Genomic DNA, 22090 nt, shown 5'->3' on the forward strand with positions numbered 1-22090 from the left:
GTTCCCCTCAGCCGTACCGGCCGGTGATGTAGTCCTTCGTGCGGACTTCTCGCGGATTGGTGAAGATCTGGTCGGTGTCGCCGTATTCCACCATCTTGCCCAGATGGAAGAACGCGGTGCGCTGCGAGACCCGCGCGGCCTGCTGCATCGAATGGGTAACGATGACGATGGCGTAGCGGCTCTTCAGATCCTCGATCAGTTCCTCGATCCGCGCGGTGGCGATCGGGTCGAGCGCGGAGCACGGCTCGTCCATCAGGATGACTTCGGGGCTGACCGCGATGGCGCGCGCGATGCACAGGCGCTGCTGCTGGCCGCCCGACAGCGCGGTGCCGGCGTCGGTCAGGCGATCCTTGACTTCGTTCCACAAGCCGGCACGAGTCAGCGCCTTTTCGACGATCGCGTCCATCTCGGTCTTGCCCTGGGCGAGGCCGTGGATGCGCGGGCCATAAGCGACGTTCTCGTAGATCGACTTGGGGAACGGGTTGGGCTTCTGGAACACCATGCCGACGCGTGCGCGCAGGGCAACGGGGTCCATCTGCTTGCCGTAGATGTCCTCGCCATCGAGCAGGATCTCGCCATCGACGCGAGCCCCGGCAATGGTGTCGTTCATGCGGTTGAGGGTCCGCAGGAACGTGGACTTGCCGCAACCGGAAGGTCCGATGAAGGCGGTGACGACGCCGTTGCCGATGTCGATCGAGACGTCGTCGATCGCCTTGTTGTCGCCGTAGTATACGTCGACGTTGCGCGCGGTGAGCTTCGGCTCGGAGATTTGGGCTACGGTCATATCCTACCAGCGGACTTCGAACTTGTTGCGAAGGTAAATGGCCAGGCCATTCATGGCGAGCAGGAAGCCCAGCAGCACGATGATCGCGGCGCTGGTATCCCGAACGAAGCCGCGGTCGATCTCGTCGGACCACAGGAAGATCTGCATCGGCAGCACGCTCGACGGGTCGGTGATGCCGCTCGCCGGAGTGGCGACGAAGGCGCGCATGCCGATCATCAGCAGCGGCGCGGTCTCGCCCAGCGCGCGGGCCATGCCGATGATCGTGCCGGTGAGGATACCGGGCAGCGCGAGGGGCAGCACATGGTGGAACACCGTCTGCACCGGGCTCGCCCCCACCGCCAAGGCGGCGTTGCGGATCGACGGCGGCACCGCCTTGATCGCGTTGCGACCCGAAATGACGATGACCGGCATCGTCATCAACGCCAGCGTCAGGCCACCGACCAGCGGCGAGGAGCGCGGCATGCCGAAAGCGTTGATGAAGACTGCGAGGCCCAGCAGGCCGAAGATGATCGAAGGCACGGCGGCGAGGTTGTTGATCGACACCTCGACCCAGTCGATCCACTTGTTGCGCGGCGCGAACTCCTCGAGGTAGATCGCCGCGCACACGCCCATCGGGAACGACAACAGCAGCGTCACCAGCATCGTCAGGAACGATCCGACCACCGCGCCCCACACGCCTGCGGTGTCGGCGTCCGTCGAGTCCGACCCGCTGAGGAACTCCCAATCGAGCCCGCTCAGCCCGTTCTTGAGCATGATGAACAGCAGCACCGCCAGGAACAGCAGCGAGAGCACGACGGCGCCAAGGCCAATCGCCTTGAAGCGACGCTCGGAGGCGTTGCGCTTGGCGATGCGGCGCAGCATCTCGGGCGAGTTCAGGGGATTACTCATAAGCCTCGCGGAACCGCTTGACCACGCGAAGCGCGATGATGTTGAGGATCAGGGTGACGACGAACAGCACGAGTCCCAGTGCAAAGGCGGACAGCGTCTTGGGGCTGTCGAACTCCTGGTCGCCGGTGAGCAGCTGGACGATCTGGTAGGTCACCGTCGTCATGGATTCGAGCGGGTTGGCGGTAAGACGCGCGGTGGCGCCGGCGGCCATGACCACGATCATCGTCTCGCCGATCGCGCGGCTGACCGCCAGCATCACGCCGGCGACGATGCCGGGCAAGGCGGCGGGCAGCAGCACGCGCTTGATCGTTTCCGACTTGGTCGCGCCCATCGCCAGCGAGCCATCCGCCATCGCGCGCGGCACGGCGGCAATGGCATCGTCGGCCATCGAGGAAACGAACGGAATGATCATCACGCCCATCACCAGGCCGGCGGCGAGCGCGCTCTCGGTCGAGGGGTTCTGATAGCTAAGCGACGCGGCGAGGTCGCGGATCGCGGGGGCGACGGTCAACGCGGCGAAGTAGCCATAGACGACGGTGGGGATGCCGGCGAGGATCTCCAGCACCGGCTTGAGGATCTTGCGGGCACGGCGGTCGGCATATTGCGTGAGGTAGATCGCGCTCATCAGCCCGAGCGGGATGGCGACGATCATCGCGATCACCGCGCCGATGTAGAGCGTGCCCCAGAACAGCGGCACCGCGCCGAAATTGGCGTCGAGATCGTTGCCCACCGCATTGGCGGGCGCCCAGTGCGTGCCGGTCAGGAATGCGAGCGGCGACACCTCGCCGAAGAAGCGTGCGGCCTCGAACACCAGGCTGCCGACGATGCCGAACGTCGCCAGGATCGCCAGCAGCGAGGCACCCAGCAGCAGCAGCATGACGCCGCGCTCGACGCGGGTGCGCGCCGGAAAGCGGCTGCGCACACGGGTGAAGGCATAGCCGCCGCCGGCCAACGCGGCGATAGCGACCAGCAGCGCGCCGATCAGCGAGTAGCGCGTCTGCGCCGCACGCATCGGCTCGGCGAGCTTGGGCGATTGCTCGTAGAAGCCGACGAACTGCGGATCATCGGCGATCACCCGCGCTTCGGACAGGATCGCCATGCGCTGCATCTGATCGTCGGGGATGCTCGCGGCGGCAGGGTTGGCGAGCACGGCGCCATCCACCAGCCCCGGCGAGAGCGAGGACCACAGCGCCCACATCACCAGCGCCGGTACCAGCACCCAAAGCGCCAGATGCCAGGCGTGATAGACCGGCATCGAATGCATGGAATCGCGCCCATGATAGAGCAGCCGCGCCCGGCCACGCGCGGTGAACCAGCCGACCGCGCCCAGCGCCAGCACCGCGATCAGGACCACGCTGCCGATCATGTCAGGTGCCTCGTCATTTCAGGCCCGCCGGATCGAGCGGGGTCATCGCGGCGATGATCTGCGCACTGTTCTCGCGCACGTCCCGCGGTGCGATGACCATGCCCTTCTTCTGCAACACGCCGTTCGCCTCCCAGACCTTGGGCCATTCCTGAACATAGGCGGCCAAGCCCTTGATCGGGCCGAGATGCGACTTCTTGACGTAAATGTAGAGCGGACGTGCGCCGGGGTAGGTGAAGTCGGAGATCGTCTGGTACGTCGGCGTCACGCCCGACATCGGGATGCCGCGCAGGCTCTGCGGGTTCTCCTCCAGAAACGAATAGCCAAATATCCCGATTGCGCGCGGGTTCTGCGAGATCTTCTGAACGATCAGGTTGTCGTTCTCGCCCGCGTCGACATAGCCGCCATCCTCGCGCACTTGCGTGCAGATCGCCTTGAAGCGGTCCGGTTCGCTCTTTTCGAGCGCGGCGGTGGCGGGGTCAGTCTTGCAGCCCTTGGTCAGGATCAGTTCGGCCAGCGCATCGCGCGTGCCGGATGTCGAGGGCGGGCCGTAAACCATGATCGGCATGTCGGGCAGCGCGGGATTGACCTGCTTCCACGAGGCGTAGCGGTTGGGCCGACCGAACGGCTTGGCGGCGATCGCCTTGTAGACGTCCGCAGGGGTCAGTTGCATGCCGGGGCCGTTCGCCGCTTCGGCAAAGGCGATCCCGTCGAGGCCGACCTGGATCTCGACGATCTGTCTCACGCCGTTCTTCTGGCACGTCTCGTACTCGGACTTCTTGATCCGGCGCGAGGCGTTCTCGATGTCCGGGTGCGCATAGCCTAGCCCGGCACAGAACAGCTTCATGCCAGAGCCAGTGCCGGTGGATTCGATCACCGGCGATTTGAACCCGGTCTTGGCGAACTGCTCGGCGACCGACGTGGCGAAGGGATAGACGGTGGATGAGCCGACCGCACGGATATAGTCGCGCGATCCCGCCGACCCACCAGAGCCGCAAGCCGCGAGCGCGGTTGCGCCCACGACGATGGCGGCGGCTCTGAAGACACTGTGCATGGATAACCCCTGCCCTTGAACTGCGGGCCCTTCGCCTGTGACGTGCTCCTATTCGTCTGTGATGACACTTTTGTGACCGAAGTGCGACTATGCTGCGCGGGTCAGTTCTGTTTCAGCGGTAACATCATCGAGGCGGTGGTCCCGGAACCCTGCCGACTGGTGATGTCGAACCGTCCGCGATGCCGCTCGACGATATGCTTCACGATCGACAGCCCCAGGCCCGTGCCGCCCGCCGCGCGGCTGCGGCTGTTGTCGGCGCGATAGAACCGCTCGGTCAGACGCGGCAGATGTTCGGGCGCGATGCCGTCGCCATCGTCGTGCACCGCGACCAGCAGCCAGCCGGTGCTGCTGGCTTCGAGCGAGACGTGCACCGTCCCGTCCTTGCGCCCGTATTTCAGCGCGTTGTCGATCAGGTTGCGCAGCACCTGCGCCAGTTGCCCGCGATCGCCCAGCACCGTCGCGGTCTCCTGGTTGGAGGCGACATTGACGATACCGCTCGCGCGCAGTTCGCCGGCGACTTCGCGGGCGAGCGCGACCATCTCGATCCGCTCGGACGGAACCTCGTGCTTCACCGCCTCGATCCGCGACAGCGACATGAGGTCCGACACCAGCGCCTGCATCCGCAGCGCTTCGTGGCGGATGGTGTTGAGGAACCGCTCGCGCGTCGTCTCGTCGCCGCCGGCCTTGGGGTTGGTCAGCGTCTCGACATAGCCCAGCACCGTCGACAGCGGCGTGCGCAGTTCGTGGCTGGCATTGGCGACGAAGTCGGCATGCGCGCGCGCGACGCTGACCTGCACCGACAGGTCGTAGAGCGTCACCAATCGCTCGCTGGGGCCGATCACCTTGCAGTCGATCTCCCACACGCTGCCGCCGACCGACAGGCCAGCGACCTTGGCGTTGCCGCCGCCATCGCCCAGGATCACCGCGACGGCGAGCGGATCGCGGATGGCGATGCGCACGTCCTGGCTCATGATGTGCGAGCCCAGCAGCGCTTTCGCGGCGGGATTGGCAAAACTGACCTGGCCCCGCGATACGACGATCGCCGGGGTCTGGATATGTTCGAGAAGGTGTACGCCTTCGACTGCCATGCGCTTGCTCTTACGCCAGCGCGCCGCTTCCGCAAGCCGTTCCAGACGCACGACGAATTATGACGAATCGATGGCAGATCTCGCCGGCGCCACAGCCGAGGATCGCCTTGGCCGATGAGGTGGCGCTTGCCTTCCACCCGGTTTATGCTGCACTCGCGAGTACGTCCCCGGCGCGGCGTTCACGCCAGGCGCGTTCCAGGAAAGATCATCACCATGGAGCTTTGCATCGGATGACCCGCTTCATCGCCGACCGTCTCCTGATCTTCGGCGCGACCGGCGATCTGGCCAAGCGCATGCTGCTGCCGTCGCTCTGCGCGCTGGATGCCGAGGGCTTGCTCGACCCGCGCATCCAGATCGTCGGCACCGCGCGTTCCGACCTCGACGACCAGGGCTTTCGCAACTTCGCGCGCGAGGCGCTGGAGCAGTTCATGCCGGCGGACCGTCGTGGCGGGATGGCGACGTTCCTCAACCGCCTGTCGTACCAGGCGCTGGATGCCTCTCAGACAGAGGGCTTCGACGCGCTGGCCGCCAAGGTCGGCACTCCAAAGGAGGGGCTGGCGATCTTCCTGTCGACTGCGCCCAGCCTGTTCGAGCCGACCATTCGCGGGCTGGTTTCCAGCGGTCTCGCCGGTGAGAAGACGCGGATCGGCCTGGAAAAACCGCTAGGTACCGATCTGGCGTCGAGCAAGATCATCAACGACGCGGTCGCCACCGCCTTTCCCGAAGACCGCATCTTCCGCATCGATCACTACCTCGGCAAGGAGACGGTGCAGAACCTGCTGGCGCTGCGCTTCGCCAATGCGCTGTTCGAGCCGCTGTGGAACGCCACCCACATCGAGCATGTGCAGATCACCGTCGCCGAGACGGTCGGGCTGGAATCGCGTGTCGCCTACTACGACGATTCCGGCGCGATGCGCGACATGGTGCAGAACCACATTCTGCAGCTGCTGGCGCTGGTGGCGATGGAGCCGCCCACCCGCTACGAAGCCACCGCCGTGCGCGACGAGAAGGTCAAGGTGCTGCGGTCTTTGCGCGGCGTCGGCCCGGAAGAATCGGTCACCGGCCAGTACCGCGCCGGCACCATCGCGAACGCCGGCGTACCCGGCTACGACGAGGAGCTAGGCAAGGACTCGCAGACCGAAACCTTCGTCGCGATCAAGGCGCATATCGACAACTGGCGGTGGAAGGGCGTGCCCTTCTATCTTCGCACCGGCAAGCGGATGGCGCGGCGCACGACCGAGATCGTCGTCCAGTTCAAGCCGGTGCCGCACTCGATCTTCTCGGGCCGCGGTGCGCGCACGGTGCCCAACCGCCTCGTCATCGGCATCCAGCCGAGCGAGAACATCCAGCTGACCTTGATGGCCAAAGTGCCCGGCCTCGATCGCGACGGCTTGCGATTGCGCCCGGTGCCTCTGGACATCGCGATGCCCGAAGCGTTCTCGGGCCCGCAGCGCCGGATCGCCTACGAACGGCTGCTGCTCGATCTGGTCGAAGGCGACCAGACGCTGTTCGTCCGCCGCGACGAGGTCGAGGCGCAATGGCAGTGGATCGACGCGATCCGTGCAAGCTGGCTGGAACATGGGCTGGAGCCCAGGACTTATACCTCTGGAAGCTGGGGGCCTTCCGCCGCCATCGCGCTGGCCGAGCGCGACGGCGCAACCTGGCACGAATGACCTGCCACCCATGACGAGGACGCGAATTCTGCGAGATCGAACATGAGCGAAGCCTTCCCACCCGTATCGTCCGCTGTCGCCCGCGTGACCGAACGTATCATCGCCCGGTCACGTGAAAGCCGCGCGCGGTACCTCGATCTGATCGAGCGTGAGGGCGAGAACTTTGCCGATCGCGGGTTCCTGTCGTGCTCGAACCTCGCGCATGGGTTCGCCGCTGCGGGCGAAGACAAGGCCAGCATCGCCACCCATCGCGGCCCGAACCTGGCGATCATCACCGCCTACAACGACATGCTGTCCGCACATCAGCCCTATGGACGCTACCCCGAGCAGATGAAGCTGTTCGCGCGCGAGGTTGGCGCCACCGCGCAAGTCGCCGGCGGCGTTCCAGCGATGTGCGACGGGGTGACGCAGGGGTTCCCCGGCATGGAACTGTCGCTGTTCAGCCGCGACAACATCGCGCTGTCGACCGCCGTGGCGATGAGCCACGCCATGTTCGACGGCATGGCGCTGCTGGGAATCTGCGACAAGATCGTGCCCGGCCTGGTCATCGGCGCGCTGCGCTTCGGTCACCTGCCCGCCGTGTTCGTGCCGGCAGGTCCGATGCCGAGCGGGATCAGCAACAAGGAAAAGCAGGCCACCCGCCAGCTCTATGCCGAGGGCAAGGTCGGCCGCGCTGAACTGCTCGAAAGCGAAAGCGGCAGCTATCACTCGCCGGGCACCTGCACGTTCTTCGGCACCGCCAACTCCAACCAGATGATGATGGAGATGATGGGCCTGCACGTGCCAGGCGCCGCCTTCGTCAATCCCGGCACGCCCTTGCGGCAGGCGCTGACACGCTCGGCGGTGCATCGGCTGGCGCAGATCGGGCGCAAGTCCGATGACTTCAGGCCGATGGCGCGGGTGGTGGACGAAAAGGCGATCGTCAACGCCTGTGTCGGCCTGCTCGCGACCGGCGGCTCGACCAACCACGCGATCCACTTGCCGGCGATGGCGCGCGCCGCCGGTATCCTGCTCGACTGGGAAGATCTGGACGAACTGTCCGCCGCCGTGCCGTTGATCGCGCGGGTCTATCCCAACGGTCCGGGCGATGTGAACCACTTCCAGGCGGCAGGCGGCATGGCCTATGTCATCCGCGAATTGCTCGGTGCGGGGCTCGCTCATGCCGATGTCCTGACGATCGCGGCGGGCGGCATGGGCGAGTACGCCCGCGAACCGCAGCTAGAAGACGATGCGCTGGTGTGGCGCGACGTGCCGGCGCAAAGCCGTGACGAGACCATGCTGCGCCCCGTCGCCACGCCGTTCCAGCCCGATGGCGGCATGCGGCTGGTTCAGGGCAATCTCGGCCGCGCCACCTTCAAGACCAGCGCGGTGGATGCCACTCGCTGGACCATCGAGGCGCCGTGCCGCGTGTTCGACTGTCAGGAAGCGGTGCTGCAGGCCTTCGTCGACAACGAGTTCGACCGCGATGTCGTGGTGGTGGTCCGCTATCAGGGCCCGCGCGCGAATGGCATGCCTGAACTGCACAAGCTCACCCCGCCGCTCGGCGTGTTGCAGGACCGTGGCTACAAGGTCGCGCTGGTCACCGATGGCCGCATGTCGGGCGCCAGCGGCAAGGTGCCCGCCGCGATTCACGTCACCCCCGAAGCGCTGGCGAAGAACGGCGAGTGGGGCGCGCTGGCCTACTTGCGCGATGGCGACGTGGTGCGCCTGTCCGCCGACGACGGCACCCTGTCGACCACCGCCGATCTGTCCGGCCGCGAGCCTGCCCCGCCGCCCCCTGCCGATCCTGGCATGGGCCGCGAGCTGTTTGCGATGTTCCGCTATGGCGCCAGCGGCGCGGAGCAAGGTGCCTCCGCCATGCTGGCGATGGCCGGCCTGTGATCGACCCCGCATTTGCCCCGGAGATGAACGTGCCCATCGGAAAGCGCCCATGACCGACCTCGTTGCCGTCGACCTGGGCGGCACCCACGCCCGCTTCGCCATCGCCACGATCGCCGAGAACGGCGCCATCACCCTGGGTGAGCCCGAGACGCTGCACACCAAGGACTACGCCAGCTTCCAGACTGCCTGGCAGGCGTTTCGGGCGCATCAGGGCGGCACCTTGCCCAAGGCGATCGCCATGTCGATCGCGGGGCCGGTTGGCGGTGACGTGATCCGCTTCACCAATAATCCGTGGATCATCCGCCCGGCGCTGATACCGGAAAAGATGGGCGTCGATCGCTATACCGTGGTCAACGACTTCGCGGCGGTCGGCCATGCAGTCGCTGCTGCCGACGCCGACCACCTGCTCCACCTTGCCGGGCCGAACGAACAATTACCCGATACCGGCGCGATCACCGTGATCGGCCCCGGGACGGGACTGGGGGTGGCGATCCTGCTGCGCCATGGCGGAACCTATCACGTCCAGGCAACCGAAGGCGGCCACATCGACTTCGCCCCGCACGACAGCATCGAGGACACGATCCTCGCGCGCCTCCGCCGGCGGCACACCCGCGTGTCGGTGGAGCGGGTGGTGTCCGGGCCGGCGATCGTCGACATCTACGCCGCGCTTGCCGCGCTCGAGAAGCGCTCGGTCGCCGAACTTGGCGATGTGGAAATCTGGACCGCCGCGATGGACGGCAGCGACAGCCTGGCCGCCGCCGCGCTCGACCGGTTCTGCATGGCGCTGGGCAGCGCCGCCGGCGACCTCGCGCTGGCGCACGGTGCGGTGGGTGTCGTGGTCGCCGGGGGTCTGGGCTACCGCCTGCGCGACCAGCTGATGAAGTCTGCCTTTGCCGAGCGCTTCCGCGCCAAGGGGCGCTTCGCCAGCATGATGGCGGCGCTGCCGGTCAAGCTCATCACTCATCCGCAACCGGGCCTGTTCGGCGCGGCCGCCGCCTTTGCCCGGGAGCATCTTTCTTGACCTCGACCTCCGTTTCCGCCGTCGAGCGGGTGATGACCCTGGCGCCTGTCATCCCGGTGCTGGTGATCGACGACATCGACCACGCCTTGCCGATAGCCGAGGCATTGGTTGCGGGCGGCCTTCCCGCCCTTGAAGTCACGCTGCGCACGTCCTGCGCGATTGAGGCGATCCGGGTGATGAAGCAGGTGCCCGGCGCGGTGGTCGGCGCGGGCACCGTGCTGAACCCCGACGACTTGGAGCGCGCGCTGGATGCCGGCGCCGAATTCATCGTCTCCCCCGGAATCACGCCTAAACTGGGCGAGGCCGCCGCGAGGAGCGGCATCCCATTCCTTCCCGGCACCGCCAACGCCAGCGACATCATGCTGGCGCTCGATCTCGGGTTTTCGCGGCTCAAGTTCTTCCCCGCCGTCGCCTCGGGCGGCGTGCCTGCGTTGAAGGCGATCACCGGTCCCTTCGGTCAGGTGAAGTTCTGCCCCACCGGCGGCATCACGCTGGAAACCGCGCCCGAGTGGCTCGCGCTCGACGCGGTGCTCTGCGTTGGCGGCAGCTGGATGGTGCCGAAGGGCAAGCCGGATCCGGCCGTGATCGAGCAACTCGCGCGTGCCGCCGCCGGCCTCGCCCGATGAGCGCCAGCAACCCTCGTATCGCCGACCTCGACGCGCGGCTGGCGCAGCTGCACCAGCGCACCGCCGAGACGCCGATGTTCAACCCAGTGTTCCAGCTCGCGCTAGAACTTTCGCGTCAGCTGGAAAGCGGCGCCCTCGGCCTCGACCAGATCGAAGCGCTAGTGGCCGAGATGGAGTGCGAGGGCCTGCGCGTTCGCGCCGCCCGGCTCGACCGGATTGCCGGCCCGATCGCGCCCGACGTGAACGACGAACGCCTCGACACGCTGGCGGATCAGGACGATTTCACCGCCTTCGCCGTACGCTGGCAGCGCCCCGCCGCGCATGTCGTGTTCACCGCCCATCCGACCTTCCTGCACAGCCGCGACCAGGCCGCCGCGATCACCGGCTCGGCTTCCACCGGCGACTTCAGCCAGGCCACCGTCTGCGTCGCCGCGCCCGACCGCGATACCATCACCCTCGACTACGAGCATGCCGAAGCGATGGCGGCGATGGCACGCGGGCAGATCGCCCGCGACCGCATCAACGCCCGCCTGTTCGACATCGCCGCCGCGCGCTTCCCCAAGAAGTGGAAAAGCCTCCAACCGCTGCCGTTCCGCTTCGCCCACTGGGTCGGTTACGACATGGACGGGCGCACCGACATCTCGTGGTCCACCTCGATCCGCTATCGCCTGGAGGAAAAAGCGCAGCGGCTGGCGAGCTATACCGCGTCTCTCACGAACGCACTGCCCGCCGTCGCCCAACAGCTGGAGCGCGCAAGCGCGCACACCAGCGACATGGCGCGCCGCTTCGCCGCCGACTTGTCCGAACCCGAGGCGCTGTCCGAAGCCGCGAACGCGCTCAGCGCCGATCACGCCGACAAGCTGATCTCGCTCGCGCCGATCATCGCCCAGATCGAGGACGAGGCGCGCCATGCCGAAACCGAGGTAGCGCGCACGTTGCTGGTCGCCGCCGCCGCGATGCGCGCCGATGGCCTGGGCATGGGCGGCATCCACTTCCGGGTGAACAGCTCGCAACTGCAGAACGCCATCCGTCGCCGCATCGATCCGGAGGGCACGCTCGATCTGGCGAGCCAGGCCGCCTTGGTGCGGATGCGCGAGTTGCTGGCCGAGGTGAAGCCGCTCGCCACCAACTTCGCCGCGCTGGCGATCGAGAACAGCACCGCCGTACGCCAGTTCCTCGCCATGGCGCAGATCCTGACGCACATCGATGCCGACGCACCGATCCGCATGCTGGTGGCCGAATGCGAGCAGCCGACCACCGTGCTGGCGGCGCTCTACTTTGCCGAGATGTTCGGCGTGGCCGACAGGGTCGACGTCTCGCCCTTATTCGAGACCGAGACGGCGCTGGAACATGGCGGCCGCTTCATCGACGCGGTGCTCGCCGAGCCGGCCTACCGCGCCTACGCGCGGCGCCGAGGACGGATCGCTATCCAGACCGGGTTCTCCGACGCCGGGCGCTTCGTCGGCCAGATCCCCGCATCACTGGCGATCGAGCGGCTGCAGGGCCGCCTCGCCGACGGCATGGTCGAAAACGGCCTGACCGATGTGTCCGCGCTGGTGTTCAACACCGGTGGGGAATCGATGGGTCGCGGCTGCCACCCCTCCAGCATGGCCGATCGCCTGCAGTGGCAGATGTCGCCTTGGGCGCGTAAGCGCTTCCTGCGCGCGAACCTGCGGCTGGAACCCGAAGTCAGCTTCCAGGGCGGCGACGGATATCTGTGGTTCGGCTCGGACGAATTGGCGCTGGCCACGCTCACCCGCCTGACCGAGATGCCGCTGTGGGATGCCGACGTCACCGCACCCGCCGACCCGTTCTATCGCCGCACCGACCTCAGCCTCGATTTCTATCGGTCAATCCGCGACGTGCAGCACATGCATCTGGAAAGTCGGACCTACAGCCGCGCGATCACCGCCTTTGGCTTGGGATTGCTCAACGACACCGGCAGCCGCAAGGCGCGGCGTCAGTCCGACCTCGCCAGCGACCGCGCCATGAGCCTGCGCCAGATCCGCGCGATCCCGCACAACGCGATCCTGCAGCAGTTGGGCTATCCGGTGAACGTGATCGCCGGGCTTGGCACCGCAGCGTCGGGCAACCAGGAGGAGATCGCCACGATGCTGCGCGACTCCGAGCGTGGGCGGGCGTTGGTGCGGCTGGTGCGCGCCGCCAACGCGCTGGCCTCGATCAAGACGGTCGCGGCATTCGGGGAGCTGTTCAACTCCGCCTACTGGGCCAGCCGCCCTTATCGCGGTGACGAACAGCAGATCTCCGACGGGTGTCTGCGCATCGCCGAGTACCTGACCTCAGACGATCGCAACGGCGTGTTCCGCCGCCTGGGCTCTCGTCTCCGCGTCGACGCGCTCAAGCTGCATCGGTTGCTGGCGCTGATCCCCGACGAAGCGCCATCATCCGAGCGCGAGACCACCCGCCGCAACATCGGCGCGCTGCAGGCGCTGCGTCTGGCGCTGTTCCAGCACATGTTCCTGCGCTCGGTGATGGTGCCGCAGTTCAGCCGCGCCAACGACATCAGCCATGAGGACGTGCTGGAGATGTTCTTCACCTTGCGCGTCGAGGATGGCCTGGCCCAGTTGCGCCGCGCGTTCCCGGTGCACTTCCCCTCGATCGACGACTTCAAGGTGGACGCGCCAAGCCAGTACCCGGACTCCAGCGCCACCGGCTACGCCGCGATCCACCGCGACTACATCGACCCGATCGAGCGCAGCTACGCGCTGTCGCTGCGGATCGGTACCGCCATTGCCGACGAATTCGGCGCGCACGGCTGAGCCGGCACACCCAGGAGATCCCCATGCTCACCGTCCATCACCTCGGCCAGTCGCAGTCCGAACGCATCGTCTGGCTCTGCGAGGAGCTGGAGCTCGACTATACGCTCAAGCGCTACGAGCGGCGCAGCGACACCCGGTTGGCACCCGACGACTACAAGGCGCTGTCGCCGATGGGCATCGCCCCGGTCATCACCGACGGCGACCTGGTGCTGGGCGAGAGCGGCGCGATCTGCGACTACGTGAACACCTGCTACGGCAACGGACGCCTGGCGCCGGCACCTGATCATCCGGATTATGCCGATCACCTGTTCTGGTTCCACTGGGCCAACGGCACCTTCATGGCCACCGGCATGATGCAGCTGGTGCTGATGATCAGCGGCGGCACCGGCCAGGTTCCCTTCGTCGAAGATCGCGACGCGCGTGGCTGGCAGATGGTGGAAGCGCGGCTGGGCGAAACACCGTTCTTCGGCGGCGAGAACCTGACCACCGCCGACATCATGATGGGCTATGCGCTGACCACCGGGCGCGGTTTTCGCCAGAAGGCGATCGACGGCTTGCCCAACTTGCGCGGCTACCTCGCGCGTATCGGCGAGCGTCCAGCGTATCAGCGCGCTATGGCCAAGGCAGAGCCTGGCACGACGCCTGCGCTATCTTGAATAATCGCGACGACTTCGGATCCAACACGCATCTGATTTGAACATTGAAGCATACAGCAACATGATGTCACAATAGAGTTCCCGAAGAACGGTCCATCATGGCTCATAAATTCGCATATCGCCCGGGCGTTGACGGTTCATCGCTTACTTAGGAACTGCAACCAGCTAGCGGTACTTGCAACTGGGTCTTTGTAGGAGCTGTTCCGGGCCATGAATGCCGCGAAATCGTACGTACTCGTTTCTCTTTCCTGCGCCGCGGTGATTATGCCCGCCTCCGTTTCGGCTCAAACTACGCAGCAGCGCGATGTGGGTGAGGCCGTTCCGGCCGAAGCTACGCCGCCGACAGTCAAGGCACCTTCGGCGGATACCACCTCGGAGACACTACCGGCTCCCACCGACGCGCAGGCGCTGGCAAAGCAGCAGGCGATGCGCTTTGCGCAGTTCGACGCGCTGAAGACGCAAGGGCAGACGACCGATTTTCCCGGGATCGGACAGACACTCACCAAGGACGTAGGCGGGGTTCGCAGCTGGCTCTACGATCACGATCTGTACTTCAGGGGCGTCAGTTCGAACAACCTGACCAAGGATGTATCGGGCGACGGCATCCCAAGCGGTGGCCAGCAGACCTACACCGGCCAGAAGTTGACGTTCTCGCAGAACAACGAGCTGCGCTTGAGCTGGAAGATCGGTGGCTCCGGTAAAGACATCACCCAGATCAACGTCGGTGGGCTGTTCAGCGTGGTCAACTGGCGGCAGCTGGGCCCATCGGGTGCACGCTTTTCGAACCTGACGTTGTTCACCAGCTTCCTGGACCGGACGATCGAGGTGAAGGCGGGGTACAACCAGAATCTGAGCGACTTCGTCGGCATCTTCGCCGGTGGCAATCCAATCCTCGCCAGCGGCGTCGCCGGCTCGATCCCGCTTTCCACCGGCATGAGCGGCGGCACCGCATTGGCGCCGTCGTTCAACGTGCAGATCAACGGCAAGAACGGTTTCTATTCGAAGTCAGCGATCCAGCGCAGCATCCTGCCTGCGGGTATGTCGGCCGACGCCGATGCCGCCGGGGCTGGCCTCAAGCTGACCCGCGACGGCGCCAAACCCCTGTTCATCCAGGAGTTCGGCATCCGCCGCGCAAGCTCGGAAGGCGGCCGCCAGCTATGGATACGCGGCGGCGGCAGCTACAACACCTCGCTCTATAATCGCCTTGATCGCGCTGGGCAGGAACGCAACTGGTCAGCCTACGTGCTGGCTGATTATCAAGTCTACCAGCCGGACAAGTCGGCAGCCTACAAAGGCATCTACGCGGGCGCCTCGGCGCTGTTCGCCAAGGACTCCGTCAACGTCTACAAGCGCAGCCTCGAAGGCCGGATCTATGCGCTTGGTCTGATACCGGGCCGTCCCGCCGATCAGGTCACGGTGACAGTCGGCCTCAACAGCTTCAGCGAAACGGGCGGCCGGGCCTTCAAGGCCGCCGGTCTGGTAGCCCACCGCAGCCAGTTCTCGATCGGCGGGCTCTATGCCTTCCACGCGTTGGACGGCCTGTTTATATCGCCATCGATCAACTACATCCGCAACCCCAGTTTCGTGGGCGATTTCAAGCCGGCGATCAATCTGGCGGCATCGGTGACGGTGCTGTTCTGACCGCTTTCAGCACTTCTTCACACGTGGGCGGCATAAAAGCCGAGTGAACGACCGCATTCTCTATGGTGCCGGACTGGCTGGCCTGCTCGCGATCGGCAGCGTGCTTTGGATCGCAAGCAGCGGAATGCGCAGCTCAGAGGCGCCCGAACCGGCGGCTGCAACTGCCAACGCACCGCCACGGACGATCGCCGCGCCCGTGGCGACGACGCCCCAAAAGCCGACGGCGAATGTCGATCAGGCATTCGTCATCAAGCGTATCCTGCCGATCAAGGGCGCGATCAAATACGGCGAGTGGCATTGGGACGAGGCCAGGGTGCCGGCGGGACCGATCGTGATCACCGTCGATCTGGCGGCGCGGGTCATCTCGGTCTTTCGCGGTGGTTATGAGATCGGCACGGCGGCGGTACTGCTCGGAACCGAGGACAAGCCGACACCGCTGGGCGTATTCCCGATCACGCAGAAAGATCGCAACCACGTATCGAACCTATACGATGCGCCGATGCCATACATGATGCGGCTTACTGACGACGGCATCACACTGCACGGTTCGAAAGTCGAATGGGGATACGCCAGCCACGGCTGCGTCGGCATGCCCGAACCGTTCGCCGGCAAGGTCTTCGGCGTCGCCAAGCTGGGCGATCGCGTGTTTATCACCCGTGGCAAGACGGTGGGCATCGGGGACGCGCTGGTCGCTTCCTGAGCTGGCGACGCGGATCGCGCGTCAGGTCTCTTGCGATGCCGAGCGTTTTGGTGCTGCCCTTCGCGCGGGGGCTTTCGCGAAGCTCCACCCCCCGGCGTTCGGCCTGACCACCAGGTTCCCGATCGATCCCGGATGACCATCGACCAGCGCGTCGAACAAGCGAGCGACGGCGCCACCGCGCGCCTCTTCGTCCAGTTCGCGAATGATGCGTGCCATGACCCGCAGGGCGATCGCGCGCGGCGCCATGGGGCGATAGGTCAGACCGAACGGATCGCGCTTTACCCGCGCACCGTATTCGAGATCCGCCGACCAGTTCAAGGCGGCGTCCGCATCCGCCAAATGCGCGGCGCACTGGGCGACGGCGCCGATGTCGAGCCAGTCGGCCTGCGCCAGAACCTTGCGAAGACGTGCGCGATCAAAGCGATCGTCCGCGTTGCTGGGATCCTCGACGGCGGCGACGCCAGCTTCGGCGACGATCCGCATCAGCGCGGCCCGGCGCCAGGCAAGCAGCGGCCGGACGAGCAGCACCGGCGCATCGGGCATCCGGCCACGTGCCCTGACGCCGGCCAAGCCACCGACGCCGCTCGCCCGATTGAGCCGCATCACCAGCGTTTCAGCCTGATCGTCGGCATGGTGCGCGGTCGCCACCGCGCCCAGCTTGCGCTCCTGCGCCCAGGTTCCCAACGCCACATAGCGCGCGCGCCGGGCCGCGCCCTGCACGTTGCCGGGGTCGAGCGTTACCGGCAGCGTCGCATGTGGGATATCCAGCCGCGCGCATAGATCCGCGACGTCCCGCGCCTCCCGCGCATTCTCGGGTCTCAGCCCATGATCGATCGTGGCCGCCTCGATCCGCCCGGGCAGCGCTTCCGCCGCAAGCAGCAGCAGCGCGATGCTGTCAGGTCCGCCGGAAACGGCAACACCCAGCTTCGGGGCGAAGTCGGCATCGACCTCAGGCCATACGGCCCTCAGCGCTTCGCCGAAGCGGGCCTGCGTCGGATCGATAGTCAGCGCCCTAGCTGCATGTAAGCCCCTTGCGGGTCGCATCGTAGGTGCTCTTTAGGCGCCCGGCAGCTTCCGCCGCATAGGTGGTGCCGAATTCCGACAAAGCGATGCAGGCGCGCTTGGTGTCCTTCAACTGCTTCATCGACACCGCGAGGTAAAGCAGGCTGTCAGGCGCGCGCTCGCCGCGCTTGTCGGCCTGATAGTTCTGCACGAACCACTTGGCGGCCTCCAGCGCGCTGCCGTCATCGAGGTAGGCGCGGCCCAGCAGGTTCCGGCTCCAGCTGCTGCGTGGGCTGTTGGGGTATTTCTCGAGGAACAGCTTAAGCTGCTGTTGCGCCTCGGGATAAAACTTCGCCTCCCACAGCCGGAAGCCATAGCTGTACTCGTCCTCCACCGCATCGCCGGTGCTCGGCTTGGCAATCGCGCTGACCGCCCGGACACGATCGGACGATGGCGGCTCGGCAGGCTTGGTCGAAGCCGGCGGCAGCGTCGCCGGGCGCGGGTTCGAGGCACCACCGGTTATCGCGCCCAAGTTCGTCTGCGGGGCCGGAATGGGGACACCGGCATCGTTGGTGGCCAGCGGCTGTGCTGTCGGCGTTCCCGTCGCGGCCGGGCCGGGCGCGGCGATGCCAGCTGCGCTCGTTGCCGGAGCAGCGGCGCCAGGCTGCGCGGAGCCAAGCCTGGCTTCGAGCTGGGTGATGCGATTGGTGTTCTGCTCCACCTGGCCGGTCAGGCGCGAAACCTGCGCTTCGAGCGCATCCATGCGCGTCAGCACATCGGACAAGGCGCTGGTCGATGGCGGTGGACCGGCCGCAGGCGTGGGTGCGGGCGTCGCGATCTCGGGCGTGAAATACTTGTCGCCGCTGCCGGGGAAGACCTTGCGCTGCAACGCGCGCACTTCGCTCTCGACCTTGTTGAGGCGCAAGTCGGTGTTGGCGCTCTGCGCCAGAAGGGGCGTGGCGCCCGCGAGCAAGGCGACAGCGAGCGCCGGCCCTGCGACATGATGCAGCATGACCAGCCGCGAAGGCGAACGTAGCATTGCGTGACTATCTCCTTTTGCGCGCGCGTCCCCGGTCGGAGACGCCGCCGCCGGTGGATCGATCCGAAAGCGATCCACCGCATCGTCGATGTGCCCCAAGCCGTCGCGGCTGTCGAGCGAGGGCTATTGCCCGGTCGTGGATAGCGGCTGGGCGGCCGATGTGCTTGCGGGCGATGCCGGGGCCGAGGCTGGGGCCTGAGACGGCGATGCGGTGCCGCGGGCGAGCAACGCGGCGGGCGTCAGCACCACCCCACTGATCACTTCGGGCTTGTCGCCTAGTGGCGGGATCGCGCGCCCGGCGACGGTGATCTGCAAACGGTCGGGACGCGCCGTCCGCAGTTGCGGACCTTGCGCATCGGCGGGTACCGTCCAGCTTTCGCTTTGCGCAAGTTCCTTTTGAAACAGCTGCTTGCCGCTGGCATCGGTCACTTTTACCCATACGCGGGGCGCGCCCGCGGTCAGGACCACCGGACCGCTCGCAGCCGCCACCGCCGGCCCAGCCGAAGGTTGGACCGGGCGGGTTGGAGCCGCCTCGGTCGGCGTTCCGCTTGCCAGCAGATCGGGCAGATCACCTTCGGGCGACAGGAAGTTGCTCCAGTAGATCACCAGCAGCGCGACCACGACCACCGCCGCCAGCGCCGCCAGCCAGGCGATGCGCGATGGCGGCACGCGGGCCGGATCGCCGGGCTCGAAACTGGGCAGCGGCGCCGGGCGCACCTGCGGCTGGGCATCGATGATGCGGCGCACGCGCGCGGCGATGTCGGCTTCGTTCAGGCCGACCGCGCGGGCATAGGCGCGCGAAAAGCCGACAGCGTAAGTTGGCGCGGCGAGATCCGCGAACCGCCCGTCCTCAATGGTGATCAGATGGCGCTCGGCCACTCGGGTCTGCGCCGAGATATCGGCAAGGCTAAGGCCCTGCGCTTCGCGCGCGGCGCGCAACTGGTCGCCAACGCCCTGGGGCGAGGTCGGCGCGTGCGGCGGATTGTCTTGGTTTTCCATTCCACTCCGGACCGGGAGGGTTGATAAAGTACGTCCCGGGAAAGAACGCGGTCCTGCCGATGAAGTCAACCGGGTCGCTTGCGCTATCGGAAGCTTTTTCGGCGGGTAACGATGAACCCGCAACAGGCCGGCATGGCCGCATGCGCGTTTATGCGTAAGCTGGTCGTACGGTGATGCGGATGCTCGCTCAATCCAAAACGATGCCGCGCTCGACCGCCCAATCGGTCAGGACCTCGCGCAAGTTGGGGGGCGGCGCATCGAGCCAACCTTCCATGGCGGCACGGATGGCAGAGACATCGCACTTGGCGATCATCGCCTTCAACGGGCCGACCGCTGCGGGCGTGATCGACAGCCGTTCGATCCCCAGCCCGATCAGCGCCAGCGCTTCCAGCTGCCGCCCCCCCATCTCCCCGCACACGGTGATATCGACCGCGTGGCCATCGAGGGTCCGCACGATCCTGCGCAGAAAACGCAGGATTGCCGGGCTGAGCCAGTCGTAGCGCTCCGCCAGCTTGGGATTGGAGCGATCGGCGGCGAACAGGAACTGCGTCAGATCGTTGGTGCCGATCGAGACGAACTGGATCTTGGGCGCCAGCAGATCGAGCTGTTCGGCCAGCGCCGGCACTTCCAGCATCACGCCATAGCGGATGGCTTCGGGCACGCGCTTCCTGCGGCTGCGCAGGAATTCGAGCTGAGTGTCGAAAACGGCCTTGGCGGCATCGAATTCCCATGGCTCGCTGACCATCGGGAACATGACGTTGAGCGTGCGTCCCGCCGCCGCCTCCAACAGGGCGCGGGCCTGCACCTTGAGCAAGCCATCGCGCTCGAGCGCGACGCGCAAGGCACGCCAGCCCATCGCCGGGTTCTCCTCTCCGTCGCCATCGTCGTGGCGCAGGTAGGGCAGCGTCTTGTCGCCGCCGATGTCGACGGTGCGGAACATCACCGGCTTGCTCCCCGCCGCTTCCAGCACGTCGCGATAGAGCCGCGTCTGCCGCTCGCGCGCGGGCAACGTGGCCGAGACGAGGAACTGGAACTCGGTGCGGAACAGGCCAACGCCATCGGCACCGGTAAGCGAGAGGTTCGATACATCGTCACGCAGGCCGGCGTTGATCATCACCGTGATGCGCTTGCCGTCGGCGCTGATCGGCACGACATCGCGCAGCGCGGCATAGGCAGCCTGGCGCAGCTTGCTCTTGGCGAAACGGCCTTCGAACGCCTCGATCATGCCTTGCGAAGCGCGCACGATCACCGTCGCCTGATCGCTGTCGAGCAGGATCGGGTCGCCATCGCGCACCTTGCCGCGCAGCCCCCGGACACGACCGAGTACCGGAATGCCCATCGCCCGCGCGACGATCACGACATGGCTGGTCAGCGATCCCTCTTCCAGGATCACGCCCTTCAGCCGCCGCTTGTCGTACTCCAGCAGTTCGGCGGGTCCGAGATTGCGCGCGATCAGGATCGCATCGTTGCGCAGGCCGAGCTTCGCCGCGGTGCCGAGCTGGCCGGAAACCATCCGCAGCAGCCGGTTGGCCAGATCCTCCAGGTCGTGCATGCGATCCGCCAGCAGCGGATCGTCAATCTGCCGCATCCGCATGCGAGTGCGCTGCTGCACCCGCTCGATCGCGGCTTCGGCGGTGAGGCCGCTGTCGATCGCTTCGTTGATCCGACGGGTCCAGCCCTCGTCGTAGGCGAACATCTTGTAGGTCGCCAGGACCTCCTCATGTTCGCCGCCGACGCCGAATTCGGCCTGATTGGCCATGCGGTCGATCTGTTCGCGCATCTTGTCGAACGCCATGATGACGCGCTGGCGTTCGGCTTCGGTATCTTCGGCGACGACATGCTCGATGGTGATGCGCGGCTGATGATAGACGGCGACGCCGCTGGCCAGGCCCTTGACGAGCGTGAGCCCGCGCAGCTGCTCGGTGCCGGTCTGGCCCGACCCGTGCGCGCCGACATCGACCTCGTCGATCAGGTCGGCATTGTTGATGAGTTCGGCCAGCACCATCGCGACGGTCTGCAGCGCCTCGATCTCGATCTCTTCGTAGCGGCGCGGCTCGACATGCTGGACGCACAGCACACCGACCGAGCGTTCGCGCCGGACGATCGGCACGCCGGCGAAGGAGTGGAACTTGTCCTCGCCCGTTTCGGGGCGGTACATGAAGTCGGGGTGCGCCGTGGCCTCGGCGAGGTTGAGCGTCTCGGTATCCTCGGCGATGGTGCCGACAAGCCCCTCGCCCACCGCCATGCGGGTAACGTGGACGGCTTCCTGCGCCAGCCCGCGCGTGGCGAAAAGTTCGAGCATGCCCTCGCGCAGGAGGTAGATCGAACAGACCTCGCTATCGAGGCATTCGCCGATCACCTCGACGACGAGGTTCAGCTTGGCCTGCGCATGGCTTTTCGATGCCATGACCTCGTGCAGGCGGGTGAGGATGGTCCTGGCGGCTTCGACGGCTCCGATGCTCATGGTCCTCACGGATAGCGTAAAGTGAGGGCCATGCAAACGCAGGCGCCGCCGAAATACCCGGTCATCGCCGGCGCGCGCGATCCCGTGACCGCGCCGCCGGCGAAGGTCGCGTCCGCGCCGTCAGTGGCGCGAAATTTCTTCCTTGATCTTGAGCTTGCGCTTCTTCAGCGCCTGGATGGCGACGACGTCCGGCATCGGGCGCGTCAGTTCTTCGTGGATCTGCTGTTCAATACCCGCATGCTTTTGTTGCAAGGCGCTGACGTGCGAAGTTTCCATGAATGGTCCTCCTTCCAAGGGGCCACACCGTGTCTGCCGACTCGGCATCATGCGTATGCGGCACAATTGTCATGGAACCATAATAGGGCGGGCTTGCGAAGGGCCCTGATGGCCCATATCGGTGAGCCGCCATCCGGAAGCGTCGAGCCGGATCC

18 protein-coding genes are annotated in these 22090 nt (G+C 66.4%); 8 read left to right on the forward strand and 10 right to left on the reverse strand.

Annotation, left to right across the window (positions count from 1 at the left end; all coding sequences use genetic code 11):
* Positions 1 to 7: 7 nt before the first annotated feature.
* From pstB to ACXJ1Z_RS03710, 5 genes are all read right to left on the reverse strand, one after another.
* Positions 8 to 784 (reverse strand): phosphate ABC transporter ATP-binding protein PstB, encoded by a 777-nt coding sequence (gene pstB, locus ACXJ1Z_RS03690; RefSeq protein WP_463779613.1) that lies wholly within the window; start codon positions 782 to 784, stop codon positions 8 to 10.
* A gap of 3 nt (positions 785 to 787) precedes the next feature.
* Positions 788 to 1672, reverse strand: coding sequence for a phosphate ABC transporter permease PstA (pstA, locus tag ACXJ1Z_RS03695; RefSeq protein WP_463779615.1), 885 nt, complete (start codon positions 1670 to 1672; stop codon positions 788 to 790).
* Positions 1665 to 3038: a phosphate ABC transporter permease subunit PstC gene (pstC, locus tag ACXJ1Z_RS03700; protein WP_463779616.1), complete on the reverse strand. Its 1374-nt coding sequence runs from the start codon at positions 3036 to 3038 to the stop codon at positions 1665 to 1667. The genes pstA and pstC overlap by 8 nt, the downstream gene beginning before the upstream one ends.
* Positions 3039 to 3051: 13 nt before the next feature.
* On the reverse strand, positions 3052 to 4089 hold the full coding sequence (locus ACXJ1Z_RS03705) for a substrate-binding domain-containing protein (RefSeq protein WP_463779618.1): 1038 nt from the start codon (positions 4087 to 4089) through the stop codon (positions 3052 to 3054).
* A gap of 101 nt (positions 4090 to 4190) precedes the next feature.
* On the reverse strand, positions 4191 to 5177 hold the full coding sequence (locus ACXJ1Z_RS03710; RefSeq protein ID WP_463779619.1) for a sensor histidine kinase: 987 nt from the start codon (positions 5175 to 5177) through the stop codon (positions 4191 to 4193).
* A gap of 230 nt (positions 5178 to 5407) precedes the next feature.
* Between ACXJ1Z_RS03710 and zwf the strand changes: the two genes are divergently transcribed.
* The 8 genes from zwf (at position 5408) to ACXJ1Z_RS03750 (ending at position 16155) form a co-directional block, all read left to right on the forward strand.
* Complete coding sequence (zwf, locus tag ACXJ1Z_RS03715; RefSeq protein ID WP_463779621.1) at positions 5408 to 6850, forward strand: glucose-6-phosphate dehydrogenase; 1443 nt, start codon at positions 5408 to 5410, stop codon at positions 6848 to 6850.
* Between the two features lie 42 nt (positions 6851 to 6892).
* On the forward strand, positions 6893 to 8731 hold the full coding sequence (gene edd, locus ACXJ1Z_RS03720) for a phosphogluconate dehydratase (RefSeq protein ID WP_463779623.1): 1839 nt from the start codon (positions 6893 to 6895) through the stop codon (positions 8729 to 8731).
* A gap of 49 nt (positions 8732 to 8780) precedes the next feature.
* Positions 8781 to 9752 carry a glucokinase gene (glk, locus tag ACXJ1Z_RS03725; RefSeq protein WP_463779624.1) on the forward strand — a complete coding sequence of 324 codons (972 nt, stop codon included), beginning with the start codon at positions 8781 to 8783 and terminating at the stop codon, positions 9750 to 9752.
* Complete coding sequence (gene eda / locus ACXJ1Z_RS03730) at positions 9749 to 10378, forward strand: bifunctional 4-hydroxy-2-oxoglutarate aldolase/2-dehydro-3-deoxy-phosphogluconate aldolase (RefSeq protein ID WP_463779626.1); 630 nt, start codon at positions 9749 to 9751, stop codon at positions 10376 to 10378. Before glk ends, eda begins: the two co-directional genes overlap by 4 nt.
* Positions 10375 to 13158 carry a phosphoenolpyruvate carboxylase gene (locus tag ACXJ1Z_RS03735; RefSeq protein WP_463779628.1) on the forward strand — a complete coding sequence of 928 codons (2784 nt, stop codon included), beginning with the start codon at positions 10375 to 10377 and terminating at the stop codon, positions 13156 to 13158. Before eda ends, ACXJ1Z_RS03735 begins: the two co-directional genes overlap by 4 nt.
* Before the next feature lie 23 nt (positions 13159 to 13181).
* Positions 13182 to 13814, forward strand: a complete 633-nt coding sequence (locus ACXJ1Z_RS03740) for a glutathione S-transferase family protein (RefSeq protein ID WP_463779630.1) — start codon at positions 13182 to 13184, stop codon at positions 13812 to 13814.
* Positions 13815 to 14024: 210 nt separating this feature from the next.
* Positions 14025 to 15455, forward strand: coding sequence for a carbohydrate porin (locus ACXJ1Z_RS03745; RefSeq protein WP_463779632.1), 1431 nt, complete (start codon positions 14025 to 14027; stop codon positions 15453 to 15455).
* A 43-nt stretch (positions 15456 to 15498) separates the two neighbouring features.
* Positions 15499 to 16155, forward strand: coding sequence for a L,D-transpeptidase family protein (locus ACXJ1Z_RS03750; RefSeq protein ID WP_463779634.1), 657 nt, complete (start codon positions 15499 to 15501; stop codon positions 16153 to 16155).
* Between the two features lie 21 nt (positions 16156 to 16176).
* On the opposite strand, the gene tilS is transcribed toward ACXJ1Z_RS03750, so the two are convergent.
* The 5 genes from tilS to ACXJ1Z_RS03775 form a co-directional block, all read right to left on the reverse strand.
* Positions 16177 to 17199, reverse strand: coding sequence for a tRNA lysidine(34) synthetase TilS (tilS, locus tag ACXJ1Z_RS03755; protein ID WP_463779636.1), 1023 nt, complete (start codon positions 17197 to 17199; stop codon positions 16177 to 16179).
* On the reverse strand, positions 17168 to 18196 hold the full coding sequence (locus ACXJ1Z_RS03760; RefSeq protein WP_463779638.1) for a tetratricopeptide repeat protein: 1029 nt from the start codon (positions 18194 to 18196) through the stop codon (positions 17168 to 17170). Before ACXJ1Z_RS03760 ends, tilS begins: the two co-directional genes overlap by 32 nt.
* 123 nt (positions 18197 to 18319) lie before the next feature.
* Positions 18320 to 19195: a helix-turn-helix domain-containing protein gene (locus ACXJ1Z_RS03765; protein WP_463779639.1), complete on the reverse strand. Its 876-nt coding sequence runs from the start codon at positions 19193 to 19195 to the stop codon at positions 18320 to 18322.
* A gap of 187 nt (positions 19196 to 19382) precedes the next feature.
* A complete protein-coding gene (gene ptsP, locus ACXJ1Z_RS03770; RefSeq protein WP_463779641.1) occupies positions 19383 to 21659 on the reverse strand; it encodes a phosphoenolpyruvate--protein phosphotransferase in 2277 nt (758 codons plus the stop codon).
* 120 nt (positions 21660 to 21779) lie between these two features.
* Complete coding sequence (locus tag ACXJ1Z_RS03775) at positions 21780 to 21935, reverse strand: YdcH family protein (protein WP_463779643.1); 156 nt, start codon at positions 21933 to 21935, stop codon at positions 21780 to 21782.
* Positions 21936 to 22090: the final 155 nt, after the last annotated feature.

The organism is Novosphingobium sp. TK46, from assembly GCF_055361525.1.

Bases quoted from the DNA above. Each gene is read 5' to 3' on its own strand.
- pstB (WP_463779613.1), bottom strand. From the start codon at position 784: ATGACCGTAGCCCAAATCTCCGAGCCGAAGCTCACCGCGCGCAACGTC.
- pstA (WP_463779615.1), bottom strand. From the start codon at position 1,672: ATGAGTAATCCCCTGAACTCGCCCGAGATGCTGCGCCGCATCGCCAAG.
- pstC (WP_463779616.1), bottom strand. From the start codon at position 3,038: ATGATCGGCAGCGTGGTCCTGATCGCGGTGCTGGCGCTGGGCGCGGTC.
- ACXJ1Z_RS03705 (WP_463779618.1), bottom strand. From the start codon at position 4,089: ATGCACAGTGTCTTCAGAGCCGCCGCCATCGTCGTGGGCGCAACCGCG.
- ACXJ1Z_RS03710 (WP_463779619.1), bottom strand. From the start codon at position 5,177: ATGGCAGTCGAAGGCGTACACCTTCTCGAACATATCCAGACCCCGGCG.
- zwf (WP_463779621.1), top strand. From the start codon at position 5,408: ATGACCCGCTTCATCGCCGACCGTCTCCTGATCTTCGGCGCGACCGGC.
- edd (WP_463779623.1), top strand. From the start codon at position 6,893: ATGAGCGAAGCCTTCCCACCCGTATCGTCCGCTGTCGCCCGCGTGACC.
- glk (WP_463779624.1), top strand. From the start codon at position 8,781: ATGACCGACCTCGTTGCCGTCGACCTGGGCGGCACCCACGCCCGCTTC.
- ACXJ1Z_RS03735 (WP_463779628.1), top strand. From the start codon at position 10,375: ATGAGCGCCAGCAACCCTCGTATCGCCGACCTCGACGCGCGGCTGGCG.
- ACXJ1Z_RS03740 (WP_463779630.1), top strand. From the start codon at position 13,182: ATGCTCACCGTCCATCACCTCGGCCAGTCGCAGTCCGAACGCATCGTC.
- ACXJ1Z_RS03745 (WP_463779632.1), top strand. From the start codon at position 14,025: ATGAATGCCGCGAAATCGTACGTACTCGTTTCTCTTTCCTGCGCCGCG.
- tilS (WP_463779636.1), bottom strand. From the start codon at position 17,199: ATGCGACCCGCAAGGGGCTTACATGCAGCTAGGGCGCTGACTATCGAT.
- ACXJ1Z_RS03760 (WP_463779638.1), bottom strand. From the start codon at position 18,196: ATGCTACGTTCGCCTTCGCGGCTGGTCATGCTGCATCATGTCGCAGGG.
- ACXJ1Z_RS03765 (WP_463779639.1), bottom strand. From the start codon at position 19,195: ATGGAAAACCAAGACAATCCGCCGCACGCGCCGACCTCGCCCCAGGGC.
- ptsP (WP_463779641.1), bottom strand. From the start codon at position 21,659: ATGAGCATCGGAGCCGTCGAAGCCGCCAGGACCATCCTCACCCGCCTG.
- ACXJ1Z_RS03775 (WP_463779643.1), bottom strand. From the start codon at position 21,935: ATGGAAACTTCGCACGTCAGCGCCTTGCAACAAAAGCATGCGGGTATT.